At 75.2% G+C, this 10,849-nt stretch carries 11 protein-coding genes; 8 read left to right on the top strand and 3 right to left on the bottom strand.

What is annotated here, in order from left to right:
- Positions 1 to 11 precede the first annotated feature (11 nt).
- From IE241_RS18595 to IE241_RS18570, 6 genes are all read left to right on the top strand, one after another.
- Positions 12 to 224: an MbtH family protein gene (locus IE241_RS18595; RefSeq protein WP_168095428.1), complete on the top strand. Its 213-nt coding sequence runs from the start codon at positions 12 to 14 to the stop codon at positions 222 to 224.
- A 100-nt stretch (positions 225 to 324) separates the two neighbouring features.
- Complete coding sequence (locus tag IE241_RS18590) at positions 325 to 2,616, top strand: ABC transporter ATP-binding protein (protein ID WP_190022878.1); 2,292 nt, start codon at positions 325 to 327, stop codon at positions 2,614 to 2,616.
- Positions 2,609 to 4,339, top strand: coding sequence for an ABC transporter ATP-binding protein (locus IE241_RS18585; protein WP_190022877.1), 1,731 nt, complete (start codon positions 2,609 to 2,611; stop codon positions 4,337 to 4,339). The genes IE241_RS18590 and IE241_RS18585 overlap by 8 nt, the downstream gene beginning before the upstream one ends.
- A gap of 143 nt (positions 4,340 to 4,482) precedes the next feature.
- On the top strand, positions 4,483 to 5,316 hold the full coding sequence (locus IE241_RS18580) for a siderophore-interacting protein (protein ID WP_229899473.1): 834 nt from the start codon (positions 4,483 to 4,485) through the stop codon (positions 5,314 to 5,316).
- A gap of 41 nt (positions 5,317 to 5,357) precedes the next feature.
- The gene (locus tag IE241_RS18575) at positions 5,358 to 6,401 is read left to right on the top strand and encodes a FecCD family ABC transporter permease (protein WP_190022923.1); all 1,044 of its coding nucleotides are present in this window, start codon (positions 5,358 to 5,360) and stop codon (positions 6,399 to 6,401) included.
- Positions 6,398 to 7,516, top strand: coding sequence for a FecCD family ABC transporter permease (locus tag IE241_RS18570; RefSeq protein WP_308433716.1), 1,119 nt, complete (start codon positions 6,398 to 6,400; stop codon positions 7,514 to 7,516). The genes IE241_RS18575 and IE241_RS18570 overlap by 4 nt, the downstream gene beginning before the upstream one ends.
- Here IE241_RS18570 and IE241_RS18565 read toward each other — a convergent pair.
- Positions 7,468 to 8,088 (bottom strand): GNAT family N-acetyltransferase, encoded by a 621-nt coding sequence (locus IE241_RS18565; protein ID WP_190022876.1) that lies wholly within the window; start codon positions 8,086 to 8,088, stop codon positions 7,468 to 7,470. The two genes, IE241_RS18570 and IE241_RS18565, sit on opposite strands and share 49 nt — an antisense overlap.
- 158 nt (positions 8,089 to 8,246) lie before the next feature.
- On the opposite strand from IE241_RS18565, the gene IE241_RS18560 reads away from it, so the two are divergent.
- Positions 8,247 to 8,447: a hypothetical protein gene (locus IE241_RS18560; protein ID WP_190022875.1), complete on the top strand. Its 201-nt coding sequence runs from the start codon at positions 8,247 to 8,249 to the stop codon at positions 8,445 to 8,447.
- Here the strand turns inward: IE241_RS18560 and IE241_RS18555 are convergent.
- Positions 8,444 to 8,692, bottom strand: coding sequence for a hypothetical protein (locus IE241_RS18555; protein WP_190022874.1), 249 nt, complete (start codon positions 8,690 to 8,692; stop codon positions 8,444 to 8,446). The genes IE241_RS18560 and IE241_RS18555 overlap by 4 nt on opposite strands.
- Here IE241_RS18555 and IE241_RS18550 point away from each other — a divergent pair.
- Positions 8,691 to 9,515: a maleylpyruvate isomerase family mycothiol-dependent enzyme gene (locus tag IE241_RS18550; protein ID WP_190022873.1), complete on the top strand. Its 825-nt coding sequence runs from the start codon at positions 8,691 to 8,693 to the stop codon at positions 9,513 to 9,515. The genes IE241_RS18555 and IE241_RS18550 overlap by 2 nt on opposite strands.
- Before the next feature lie 37 nt (positions 9,516 to 9,552).
- Here the strand turns inward: IE241_RS18550 and IE241_RS18545 are convergent, their stop codons facing one another.
- The gene (locus IE241_RS18545) at positions 9,553 to 10,776 is read right to left on the bottom strand and encodes an MFS transporter (protein WP_190022872.1); all 1,224 of its coding nucleotides are present in this window, start codon (positions 10,774 to 10,776) and stop codon (positions 9,553 to 9,555) included.
- Between the last annotated feature and the right edge of the window lie 73 nt (positions 10,777 to 10,849).

The raw sequence follows: 10,849 nt of genomic DNA, 5'->3' as shown, positions 1-10,849 counted from the left end.
AGCACAGCGCCATGAGCAACACCACCAACCCCTTCGAGGACAACGACGCCCGCTACTTCGTTCTCGTCAACGCCGAGAACCAGCACTCCCTGTGGCCGGCCTTCGCCGAGGTCCCCGACGGCTGGACGGCCGTCCACGGCGAGGACTCCCTGCAGGCCTGCACCGACTACGTCGACGCCCACTGGACCGACATGCGACCGGCGAGCCTCGTCGCCCGGTCCTGACCGGCCCTTCCCGAAGACCCGCCGCCGCGGGCGGGCCGGGCACCCGCCCGGTCCGCCCGCCGCGGCCGAGCCGACCTGCTGAGAGCGGATACCTGACGTCGTGAGCACCCAACACGCCAAGCCGGAGCACCACCCCGGCACCGCCGACGAGCCCCCGGGCCCGCCGACTGCCGAGGAGGTCCCGCCCGCCGAGGACGCCCCGGAGACGGGCTCCCCGGAGGAGGAAGAGGAGAGCCCACGGGACCTCTCGCCCGAACGGCGACGGCGTGCCCGCGCCCTGCTGCGCGGCGCCCTGCGGCCGCACTGGGCGACGGTCGGCGCGGCCATGGCCGCCGCCGGAGTCCGGCAGATCGCGTTCCTCGCGGTCCCGTGGTGCATCCAGAAGGCGCTGGACGACGGCGTCACGGCCAAGGACGACCACGCGCTGCTGGTGTGGGCGGCCGCCACCCTGTGCGCCGCGGGCATCCAGTTCGCCGGGCTCTACGGCTGGCAGTACTGGGCCGGTTCCGCCGACGCCAAGGTGGGAGCCGACCTGCGCTCCCGGCTGCTGCGGCACCTGGCCGGCCTGGACCGGGCCGCGCTCGCCTCGCGCGGCCACGGCGACCTGGCCATGCGCGCGGGCCGGGACACCGACCTGGTGCGCGAGTGGGTGCACGGCCTGGCCGTCTGGGTCGTGCTGGCCACCACGTTCGTCGGCGTCCTGACCGGCATGGGGGTGCTTGACCTGTCGCTGCTGCTGGTGACGCTGGGGATGCTGCCGCTCCTGGTCTGGGTCAACCTGTACTTCCCGCGCCGCTTCGGCGCGGCCAGCGGCGCGCTGGCCGAGGCGCACGGCGTGCGCGCCGAGGCCGTGGCCGACCTGCTCCAGCTCGGCACCGGCCTGCGCGGCACGGGCGGCCACCGCCCGCTGGTGGCCCGGCACGACACGGCCAGCGCCGCCGTCACCGACCGCACCGTCAAGGCGGCCCGGATCGAGGCCTCCTGGGCATCCGTCGCACCCTTCGTGCCGCGGATGGCCGTGGCGATCGGCGTGGGCTTCGGCGGGCTCGCCGTCCTCGACGGCCGGCTGACCATCGGCGGCCTGGTCGCCTTCACCTCCTGGATGGCCAGCATCACCCTCGCCACCCGCGTCCTCGTCGACCGGCTCCTCGCCCGCGGGCAGGCCGACGTGGCCGCCTCCCGCATCGACGAGGCGCTGTCCATCGAGGCCACCGTCACCGACCCGGCCGAGCCGGTGGCCCTCGCGCCGGGCGGGAACCTGGAACTGGCAGGCGTCAGCGCCGTCCGCGACGGCGTCACGGTCCTCGCGCCGCTCGACCTGACCGTCCGCGCCGGGGAGTTCGTCGCCGTGAACGGCGCCACGGGCTCCGGCAAGAGCACCCTGCTGCGGCTGCCCGCCCGGCTCGACGACCCCGGCACGGGGGTCGTCCGCTACGGCGGCACCGACCTGCGCGAGGCGGCCCTGGACGACATCCGCGGCCGGATCGCGTACGTCGCCCAGCGGCCGATGCTGCTGTCCGGCACGGTCGCCGAGAACCTGCGGCTCGGCCGCGACCTGCCGGACGACGCACTGCGCGCCGCCTGCGAAACTGCCGGCATCCACGAGCAGATCGCCGCGATGCCCGACGGCTACGCCACCGAACTCGGCGAGAGCGGCACCGCCCTGTCGGGCGGGCAGGTCCAGCGGCTGGCCATCGCCCGCGCGCTGCTCGGCGAGCCGGAGGTGCTCATCCTGGACGACTCCACGTCCGCCCTGGACACCACCACCGAGCGGCTGATCCTGGACCGCCTGCGGGCGTGGTCCGCGGGCCGCACGATCGTCTTCGCCACGCACCGCACCGCGGTCCTGGAGGCGGCGGACCGCGTCGTGACACTGACGGCCGCGGGGCGTGGAGGTGACGCCGGCGATGCCGACGCCACCGGCAAGGACGCCCACTCGCCAGAGGCCGACGCCCGGCCCGGCACCGGCGCCGTCGCCCGGCCTCAGGCCGGCTCCGGCCCGGCCGATGCCGATGTGCTGCCCGGCACCGGCACGGACATGCAGTCTCACGCCGATGCCGGCAGCGACACCGGCTCGGCTGACGCCTGCGCCCGGCCCGGCACCGTCGCCGTGGCGCGGTCTCACCCCGGAGCCGGCATCGATGCCCGTCCCGGCATCGAATCCGGCACTGACGGCCGGCCTGACACCGGCACTGACGCCCGGCCCGACACCGGCACTTGCGCCGGTGCCGGTCCGGCAGACGCCGGCGCGGACAGCGACGCCCGCACGGCCGGTGCCGAGGCGCGGCCCGGCAGGGACAACGTCACCGACCCGGCCGACGACGGCCTCGCCGCCTCCGAGGCGGCACCCGCACCCGTATCCGTCACCACCCCGGAGGGCGATCGTGGCTGAGCCGGTTCTGCTCGACGAGCAGCCCGACGAGCGGCGCGTGCTGCGTCGCGCCGCTCCTTACCTGCGCCCGCACCGGCGCGCCCTCGCCGTCGCCGTCGTGGTCGGGCTGGCCGACTCGGCCGCGCTGGTGGCCGTCGCCCCGCTGATCGGGCGGGCGACCGACGCCCTGCTCGACCGGGACCGCGGCGGGCTGCTGACCGCCGCCGTGGTCCTCGTCCTCCTCGCGGTCCTCCAGCTGGGCCTCGCCCGCGCCGGGGAGCTGCTGCTGGCGAAGGCCGGCGAGAACGTCGTACGCAGTCTGCGCGAGAAGTGCGTGGCGAACCTGGCGTCGGCGCCGCTGCGGTTCCTGGAGTCGCACCGCACAGGCGACCTGCTGCGCCGCACCACCGGCGAAGTCGCCGCCCTGGCCTCCTTCGTGCGCATGCACCTGCGCAGGCTGGTGTCGGCGACGGCCACCCTCCTCTTCACCCTCGTCGTGCTCTTCGGCTACTCGTGGCAGCTGGCGCTGGTGCAGCTCGCCGTCTTCGTGCCGCTGACGCTGCTGGTGATGCGCTGGTTCCAGCGGTCCGCGCCGCGCGCCTTCGGCGGAAAGGCGGCGGCGGAGGCCACGGTCGCGGCGACGTTCACCGAGACCCTGAACGTGCGGGAGGCGCTGCAGAGCGCCCGCGGCCTGCCGGGCTGGCTGCGGCGCTTCGACCGGGAGAACACCGCGGCCGTCGGCGCGGCCCGGCGCGCGATCCGGGTCGAGAACCGTATCGACCTGGTCGGCCTGATCGAGGGGTTCGCGCTGGTCGTGCTGCTTCTCGTAGGCGGCTGGTCCGTCTCGCGCGGCGCGATGGGCGTCGGCACGGTCGTCGTCTTCGTCCTGGCGAGCCGCAACCTCTTCGACTCCTTCTCGGACATCTCGCAGCTCGTGGGCGAGGTGCAGACGGCGCGTACGGGCCTGGCCCGGCTGCTGGACCTGCTGGCGGCCACCGACCGGGCCGTGGACGAGAAGCCCCGGGAGGACGGCCCGGCGGCGGAGCTTCCCCTGCGCGGCGAACTGACCTGCGAGGACCTCGGCTACTCCTACCGCGACGGCACCGAGGTGCTGCGCGACGTCTTTCTGAGCTTCCCCGTGGGCGACCGCAGCGGCGTGGTGGGCGAGACCGGCTCGGGCAAGACGACGCTGTCGAAGCTGCTGTGCGGCCTCTACGCGCCCGACCGGGGCGTCGTGCGCTTCGCCGGCGTCGACCTGCGGGAGATCCCGGAGGCGGAGCTGCGCCGGCGCGTGGTGCTGGTGCCGCAGGAAGTCCGCATGGTGACGGGCACGGTGGCGGAGAACCTGGAGCTGGTGCACAGCGTCCCGGGCCGGGCGGAGATGGAACGGGCCGTGGCCGAGCTGGGACTTCAGGAGTGGATCCGCGACCTCGGCGGCCTCGACGCCGAGGTGGGCATGCGCGGCTCCCGGCTGTCGGCGGGGGAGCGGCAGATCGTCGGACTGCTGCGGGCGGCGCTGGCCGATCCGGCGGTGCTCGTCCTGGACGAGGCGACCGCGGACATCGACCCGGTGACGGCGGGCCGGCTGGAGCACGCCCTGGACGGGATGCGCGGCGACCGCACGATCGTCGTCGTCGCGCACCGGCCGGCCACCATCGCCCGGCTGCCGCGGGTGATCGCGCTCGACGGAGGCCGGGTGGCGGGAACGATGGCATCCACGGGAACGATGGCATCTACACGATGAGTTAGGTTAGGGTTGCCTAACTTCGGTTCGGAGGGGTCCTCCGGCCGTACACGTGACGCCCGGTGGCCCTCGCGCGCCCGCGCGGGGGCCACCGCAACGCGGTGCCGGTCCCGCGGCACACCCCGGCCAGATTGGGATGATCGATGACCATTGAGATGCTCCCGCCGCGCATGCGCATCGTCCGCCATCCGCTCAAGTACCGCCTGCTGGAGGTGCGCAAGGTCGACCGGCTCACCCCCTCCACCGTGCGGGTGACGTTCGGCGGCCCCGCGCTGGAAGGATTCTGCCAGCAGGCGCCGACCGACCACGTGAAGCTCTGCTTCGCCGAGTCCGGCGCCGAGCTGCCGGTCGAGCCGGTCATCCGCGACGACACCTGGATGGACGCCCCCGTGGAGCCCATCACCCGGGACTACACCGTCCGTTACTACCGCCCCGAAGCGCAGGAGCTGGACGTCGACATGGTCCTGCACGGCGACGGCGTCGGCTCGGCCTGGGCCGCGCAGGCGGAGCCGGGCATGCGGCTGGGCGTCCTCGGCCCGCGCGGCTCCGAGATCCTGCCGATGGTCCACGACTGGTACCTGCTGGCCGCCGAGGAGACCGCCCTGCCCGCGCTCGGCCGCTGGCTGGAGATGCTGCCCGCCGGCGTACGCGTCCTCGCCTTCGCCGAGGTGCCCGGCCCGCAGGACGAACAGCACTTCACCACCGCCGCCGACTGCACCCTGACCTGGCTGCACCGCGGGGACGCCCCGGCCGGCACGAGCGACCTGCTGGAGCGGGCCGTCCGCGCCGCCGAACTGCCCGCCGGCGGGCTCGGCTACGCCTGGATCGCCGGCGAGGCCGGCACCCTCAAGCCCATCCGCCGCTACCTGCGCCGCGACCTCGGCATGGCCAAGGAGCAGGTGGACATCGACGGCTACTGGAAGCGCGGCGTGGAGAACCACGACCACCACTCGGACGAAGAGCACGAGCACGCGTGAGCACCACTGCCGCACCCACCACCACCGACGGCCCCCGTCCCGTGCAGAAAGCCGGAGGCGAGGGGCGGCCCCCGGCCCGCCGCGCTCAGCACGCGCGGCGGGCCGCCGGGCTGCTGGCCTGCACCGCCCTCGTCGCCGTCCTCGCCGTCCTGAGCATCGGCATCGGCGCGAAGACGATCCCGCCCGGCGACGTCCTGCACGCCCTCCTGCACGCGGACCCCGGCAACGACGACTGGATCGTCGTGCGCACCTCCCGGCTGCCCCGAAGTCTCCTCGGCATCGGCGTCGGCGTGGCCCTGGGCCTGTCCGGCGCGCTCATGCAGGCACTCACCCGCAACCCGCTCGCCGACCCGGGCCTGCTGGGCGTCAACGCCGGTGCCGCGGCCGCCGTCGCCGCCGCGACCGCCCTGCTCGGCCTCGGCAGCTTCAGCGCCTACGTGTGGTGCGCGCTGCTGGGCGCGGCCGTCGCCGCCGCGGCCGTCCACCTGCTGGGCACCCGCGGCCGCTCCCGGGCCACCCCCGTACGCCTCGCCCTCGCAGGCACGGCGGTCACCGCCGTCCTCACCGCGGTCGTCAACGGCCTGATCCTGCTCGACCCGCTCACCCTCAACCGCTTCCGGTTCTGGCAGATCGGCACCCTCGGCGGCGCGGACGGGGCCCTGCTCCGGCAGGTGCTGCCGTTCCTGGCCGCGGGCACCCTCCTGGCCGCGCTGCTGGCCCGGCCGCTCAACGCCATGGCCCTCGGCGACGACACCGCCCGCGCACTCGGCGCCCACCCCGGCCGCACCCAGTTCGCCACCATGCTCGCCATCACCCTGCTGTGCGGGGCCGCCACCGCCGCCGTCGGCCCGATCGCCTTCGTCGGACTGGCCGTCCCGCACGTGGCACGGCTGATCGCCGGGCCCGACCAGCGCTGGGTCCTGCCCTACAGCGCCGTCCTCGCCGCCGCCCTCCTGCTCGCCGCCGACGTCCTCGGCCGCATCGTGCTGCGCCCGCAGGAGCTGGAGGCCGGAGTCGTCACCGCGTTCCTCGGAGCGCCCCTGTTCATCGCACTCGTCCGCCGCAAGAGGATCAGCGAACTGTGACCAGCCGTACCCCGCTTGCGCGCCCCCGTCCGGCGCCGCAGCCGCAGAGCCCGCCCCCGCGGATCACGCGCCTGCGCGCCCTGCGCCTGTCCCCGCCCGGCGGCCGCCCCGCCCTCTCCGTGCGCTGGGACCCGCGCGCCACGGCCGTCTGCCTCGCCCTGCTCCTGGCCGCGGCCGCCACCGGCGTATGGACGCTCACCACGGGCGACTTCCGCATCCCCGTGCCCGACGTCCTGCGCGTCCTCGCAGGCGACGGCAACCCCGCGTACACGTTCATCGTCGAAGAGCTGCGGCTGCCCCGGCTGCTGACGGCCCTTCTGACCGGCTCCGCCCTGGGCCTGTCCGGCGCGCTCTTCCAGAACGTCGCCCGCAACCCCCTCGGCAGCCCCGACGTCATAGGCTTCACCGTCGGCTCCGCCACCGGCGCCCTCGTCACCATCCTCGTACTGAGCGCGGGCACGGCCTCGGTCGCCGCGGGTTCGGTCACCGGCTGCGCGGTCACCGGCGCCGCCGTCTACCTGCTCGCCTGGCGCGGCGGCGCGGCCACCTTCCGGCTCGTCCTCGTCGGCATCGGGGTGAGCGCACTGCTCTCCTCGGCCAACGCCTACCTGATCGCGAAGGCGTCCTTCACCGACGCGCAGAGCGCCCAGGTCTGGCTCACCGGCAGTCTCAACGGCCGCGGCTGGCAGCACGTGGGCACCATGACGGCCGCACTCGCCGTCCTCGCCCCCGCGGCCCTGCTCCTCGCCCGGCCGCTGCGCATGCTGGAGATGGGTGAGGACACGGCGTCGGCGCTGGGCGTACGGACCGAGCGGGTCAAGGCCGCGGCGCTCGTCGTCGGCTTGGGGCTCACCGCGCTGGCCACGGCCGTCGCGGGCCCCGTTCCCTTCATCGCCCTCGTCGCACCCCAGGTGGTGCGCAGGCTGACCCGTTCCCCGGGCCCCAACCTCGCGCCGTCGGCTGTCCTGGGGGCCCTGCTCCTGGCGGCCAGCGATCTTGCCGCCCAGCGGATGCTGGCCCCCACGCAGCTTCCCGTGGGCGTCCTGACCGGCGTCGTCGGCGGCTGCTACCTGGTGTACGTGCTCGCCCGGCAGTGGCGCGCCGGCCAGGGCTGAAGGGAACCGCTCCCCTCGGGGAGCGCGGCTCCGGGCAGGGGCCGGGCGAAGATGCGGGAGCCGCGGGCCGGGTCCAGGGCCGCCACCCACGTGTGCGGCGCCCGGGAAGTGTCGCTCTCGCGGAAGCCGCTGCGGAGGAAGGCCTCGCCGTCGCCCGTCGTCGCCGCGAACACCTCGGTCACCGACCGGTCGGAGGCGTGCAGCAGCAGCGCCGTCAGCAGCCGCGAGCCGATGCCGCGGCGCTGGCGGCCGGGCCGCACGCAGAAGTTGTGCAGCACGCCCGCCACCTCGGTGACCGCCGCTCCGGTGACCGGCAGGCCGTTCCGGGGGAACGTCCTCAGTGCGACGCACCCTTCGAGTACCCCGTGGGCGTCCTCGGCGACGAAGAACTCGGCGAACCCGGCCGCATAGACGTGCGGTGTGCGGCGGCGCAGCGCGCCGGTCCGCATGAAGGGCTCCGACAGGGCGTACAGCCCGGGTGCGTCGGCGGCCCTCGCCACCCGTACGCCGCCCGGTGCCGGGAGGACCGGACGGTCCTCTCCTGTACGGACCGTCAGCGGACCCAGCCTCATAAAGGGCTCCCGGTTCTCACGTTTCACCTGCAGAAAGTGAGGTAAGCCTAACCTAACTAAATCTTGGTTCCGGGGGAGGGTCCGGTGGCCGGTTTAGCCGGGAGAAGTCCGGGCACCCGACGGGTTCCGGCACCTCTGATCAGCAGGAGGCACGAACGATGGAGCGGGGAAGCAGCAAGCACGGCGCCAAGCGGGACGACGAGCTGAAGAGGGAAGTGGAGGATCTGACCCGGTCGGGACGGCCGACCCGGACCCAGGAGTGGCGCGACGCCGAACTGGCGCCCGAAGAGGCGGCGGGCGGCGAGCCGGGGGCGGAGCCCGGCGCGGGGGAGGCGCAGCGCCGTCCCCGGCGCCGTTAAGGGGCCGCGGGAAGTCCCCAGAGGATCCCGTTCGCCGGGGCCAGGTTGTCGGCCGGCCGGCTCTCCTTGGTCGCCGCGACGATCGGGACGATGTTCCCGGGGCGGCCGCGCAGCCACGTCGGCGCCGCCAGGTCGAAGGCGCGCGCCTGCGGGAGCAGCTCGCGCGCGCTCCAGCGCAAGCGCGGCCGCGGCGCGTCGCCGTCCGGGCCCCCGCCGGGCGGCCCCGGACCGTACCGTGGCCCCATGAGTCTCCTGAGCTTCGACCGCTTCTGCGCCGAAATCCTCACGCAGACCGACCTGTTGAGGTCACGCATCCAAGGCGCCGACACGAGGGCTCCCGTCCCCTCGTGCCCGGGCTGGGACCTCGGCCGGCTCCTCCGCCACCTCGGCGGCACCCACCGCCGGACCGAGGAGATCGTGCGCACCAGGGCAACCAGGGCAACCGGGGAACCCGGGCCCGGCACCGTGGCCGGCGCCCGTTCCCGTCCCCGTTCCGCGGACGAGAGCGCCGCCGCCCTCGGCTCCTGGCTCGCCGACGGCGCGGCCCGGCTGGTGGGGACGCTGCGCGAGGCCGGGCCGGACGCGGGGGCGGGGACCGTCGCCGAGGAGCGGCCCCCGGCCTTCTGGGCCCGCCGTATGGCCCACGAGACGGCCGTCCACCGTGCCGACGCGGCACTCGCCGCCGGTACGGACTTCGACCTCGACGAGGAGCTCGCGCTCGACGCCCTGGACGAGTGGATGGACTTCGCCTCGCGCCCCGAGGTCACGGAGGCGGCGCCCGGCGCGCCCCCGCTGCTCGGGCCCGGCCGCACCCTGTACTTCCACGCCACCGGCCCGGCGCCGGACACGACGGCGGGGGAGTGGCTGGTCGACCTCACCGGCGGCACCGCCCGGCGGCGCGCGGCCCACGCGAAGGCCGCCGTGTCCGTACGCGGCCCCCTGACCGACCTGCTGCTGTTCCTCTACCGGCGCCCCACCCCCAGCGGCAGCGGCGGAGTCGAGATCCTCGGCGACGAGCCCCTGCTCGACCTCTGGCTGGAGCGCTCCGGCTCCTGGCTGCGCAAGTGAGCACGCAGCGACCGGGGCAACTGCGCGGGGAGGGGGCCTACGGGCGCGGGGCGGACGGCAGCGCCGCCCGTATCGCAGGCAGTGACAGCACCACGGCCACGGCCGCGAGCTGCCAGACCGCGCCGAACCCCAGGACCCCCGACGCCCCCACGAGCACCGACAGCGGCCCGGCCGCGGCAAGCCCGACCGGCCCGAGCGCGAACGCCCCGAACGCGCCGTAAGCGCTGACCCTGGCGAGCGTGCCGGACGGCACCTGCCGCTGTGTGGCCGTGGCGTAGAGCGTGCCGCAGACCGCCGAGCCGACGCCGGCGACCAGCGCCCCGGCGCATATCCACGGCAGCGGCTGCCCCGTCGCCAGGGCGGCGGACGGCAGCGCCCAGCCCACGGTGGCGGCCGTGGCCACGAGCAGGGGCCGGCGCGGCCGGCGGCCGAGCACGGCCACGCCGCCGGCCACCGCACCCGCCCCGTACAGCGCCATGACCAGCCCCCACGACGACGCGCCGCCGAGCCGCCGCTCGGCGACGACCGGGCCGAGCACCAGCAGCGGCCCCCAGACGAACAGGTTGAACAGGCAGACGTGTGCCGTGGTCACCCACAGCCAGGTGCGCGAGCGGAACTCCGTCCAGCCCTCCCGCAGTTCGGCGAGGAACGACGCCCGCGCGGCCGCCTTCCCCTCCGGCCGGGGCAGCAGGAGCAGCACGACGACGCTCACCGCGTAACTGGCGGCGTCGAGCGCGAGCACGCAGGACGGACCGGCGGCCGCCGTCAGGACGCCCGCGAGAGCGGGACCCGCGACGGACGTCGCCGAACGGGCCATGCCCAGCAGCGCATTGGCGTCCGGCAGCGACTCGTCGCGGGCCATGCGGGGCACGTACGCCTCCAGTGCCGGCGTGAAGAGGGCCTCCGCCGCGCCCCAGAGGGCGACGAGGGTGAGCAGGGTGCCGAGGTCAGGCATCCCGCCGAGCAGGGCCAGGGCCAGCCCGGCCTGGGTCAGGCAGCGCAGGACGTCGGCCGCCAGCATCACCCGGCGGCTGCCCAGCCGGTCGGTGACGACGCCGCCCGCGAGCAGGACGAGCACGAGCGGCAGGATCCGCGCCGAGAGGACCAGCCCCAGCTCGGTGCCCCCGCCGCCGGACTGCAGGACCGCGAAGGACAGGGCGATCGAGGCCATCGACGACCCGAGCAGCGATGTGGCGTAACCGGTGAAGAAGAGACGGAAGTGCCGCTCGCGCAGCACCGCCGGACGGAGATCAAGTGACATGCAGGCAGGGTGCAGGGCCCGCGGAGGGACACGCTAGGACCCGGCGAAATGAAGTTGAGTCGAGCCTTGTCAA

Origin of the sequence: Streptomyces hiroshimensis (assembly GCF_014650335.1) — a bacterium.
Taxonomy (GTDB): domain Bacteria; phylum Actinomycetota; class Actinomycetes; order Streptomycetales; family Streptomycetaceae; genus Streptomyces; species Streptomyces hiroshimensis.
The sequence above is the reverse complement of the archived record's forward strand: the minus strand, read 5'-3'. Positions and strand labels throughout refer to the sequence as shown.

Coding starts and splice junctions, on each gene's coding strand:
- IE241_RS18595 (WP_168095428.1), top strand. CDS start 12: ATGAGCAACACCACCAACCCCTTCGAGGACAACGACGCCCGCTACTTC.
- IE241_RS18555 (WP_190022874.1), bottom strand. CDS start 8,692: ATGGGGCCACGGTACGGTCCGGGGCCGCCCGGCGGGGGCCCGGACGGC.
- IE241_RS18565 (WP_190022876.1), bottom strand. CDS start 8,088: ATGAGGCTGGGTCCGCTGACGGTCCGTACAGGAGAGGACCGTCCGGTC.
- IE241_RS18550 (WP_190022873.1), top strand. CDS start 8,691: ATGAGTCTCCTGAGCTTCGACCGCTTCTGCGCCGAAATCCTCACGCAG.
- IE241_RS18580 (WP_229899473.1), top strand. CDS start 4,483: ATGACCATTGAGATGCTCCCGCCGCGCATGCGCATCGTCCGCCATCCG.
- IE241_RS18560 (WP_190022875.1), top strand. CDS start 8,247: ATGGAGCGGGGAAGCAGCAAGCACGGCGCCAAGCGGGACGACGAGCTG.
- IE241_RS18545 (WP_190022872.1), bottom strand. CDS start 10,776: ATGTCACTTGATCTCCGTCCGGCGGTGCTGCGCGAGCGGCACTTCCGT.